At 39.0% G+C, this 1623-nt stretch carries 1 protein-coding gene; it reads right to left on the bottom strand.

All coding sequences use genetic code 11. The features are described 5' to 3' along the window. Nucleotides 1-233: 233 nt before the first annotated feature. Entirely contained in the window at nt 234-797 is a 564-nt protein-coding gene (locus BD31_RS00075) for a methane monooxygenase/ammonia monooxygenase subunit C (RefSeq protein WP_048097271.1), read from the bottom strand. Between the last annotated feature and the right edge of the window lie 826 nt (nt 798-1623).

The raw sequence follows: 1623 nt of genomic DNA, 5'->3' as shown, positions 1-1623 counted from the left end.
CCCAGAATGAAATAGTAATCATACCGGTCATATTTTCAACGCGTTTTCCAATCATTCGTTCTATATCAGCACTTGATGATCCACCAGCGCTGCCAGAACCGAATCCTTTAGGAAGAGTCATTCTGGAATTATTCTAATTCAGATTCTTTTAAGTCTTTCTTAAACTGGGTGACTAGTACGATCTACGTCGTTTGAAAATAATAAAAGAAAAAAATGTGCTAAATGCACTTTTTCTATGGAATTGATCTGCTGTACAATTTGCCTTCTAGAGCCATCTTGTACATCTCTGCAACATATGGGTTCTCTCCAGGAGTTTCTGCACCTAGTTCTACGAGTCGAGCATATACTCTAACTACGTATGCAAGGGCGCCCATGAAAGCCACTACGACTCCCATGTTAAACATCCAGTGGTTTGGAACCGCAAAGATTTCTTCTACAAACCAAAAGTGCCACATCTCATTGACTCCAATTGTAAACATGGTTGCAAGGTAACCAAGGATGGTCATCTTTAAACCGGTGTTCATTGAATTATTTGGACCTCTAAGAACTGGTACTTTTCTATCATAGATTGCTGCTGCTCCCCATCCAAGTGGTAATGTGATGAAGTGGGAGTATAGCCACCAGTGTGCTGGTGTAAATGCGCTATCTCTGATAGAGGTTTGATGCAAAGAACCATCAACGAAGTTGTCTACTTCGACTGATGCTGCAGTTGAACCCATAGCAATAACGATGAGCCAGATTTTCTTTAGTCTCTGGATCTCAACTTCTTTTGGGATTAATGCGGGCATCTGTGCCATGTTACCTATCATGTTAATTCTGAATATAAAGTAAGAGATTTAGAAAGGGTTAATTTTTATCAAATTTATGATGAAAACTTCAGTAATTTATGAAATTAATTCATTTCAATTTAGTAAAAAGATATTAATTTTCATATTATTTTTAGTAATTTCATTGTATAACATCAATGATAAACATAATAATAAACGTCGATCCGCGTCATTAAGGTAAAACATATAACGATGTGGATTAATTCCTCAATATTAGGGATAACTATGGTCGAAAAAACAATTTTCGTATTTGGACTAGCTGTAGTACTTGCACTAGGAACTTTAGGTTTCAACTGGGTTGAAACTGTACTTCCAACTGCAGATGCACACGGTGTCCAAGCACAACTCCAGAGTCGTTTCATCAGAATTGAGGATGAAACCTTCAACAGACAATCCCTACAAACTGGCGAAACCTTGACAGTTCAAGGAACATTAGTCAGTCTAGTAGAGAGAGACCTAAGAGGATGGCTATCCATTTTCACAGAGTCTACCAACGCAGGTAACAGATGGGAGATGTTGGCAAGAGATCCACCAGGAAACGTCTTTGACATTCCAGGTAACGCTGTCGTCGATTACTCACTATCAGCCAAAGCACTTGAAGCAGGTGTATACCACGTACACACCCAACTCAACATTGCAAAAGTTGGTCCAGGACTTGGCCCAGGTCAAACAGTAGTTGTTGAAGGAGAACCAATTATCAAACCAATCCCATACACTAACATCGCATATCAATCAATTATGATAGGTGTTGGTTATGTCATTACGTTTGCAANACGACCTGGCAAGTAATCTAAAC

Origin of the sequence: Candidatus Nitrosopumilus salarius BD31 (assembly GCF_000242875.2) — an archaeon.
In the GTDB taxonomy this organism is placed as follows: domain Archaea; phylum Thermoproteota; class Nitrososphaeria; order Nitrososphaerales; family Nitrosopumilaceae; genus Nitrosopumilus; species Nitrosopumilus salarius.
Note: the sequence above shows the minus strand (reverse complement) of the source record. Positions and strands in the feature narration are given on the sequence as shown.

Excerpts from the sequence above, each read along its gene's own strand:
- BD31_RS00075 (WP_048097271.1), bottom strand. The coding sequence starts at position 797 with ATGGCACAGATGCCCGCATTAATCCCAAAAGAAGTTGAGATCCAGAGA.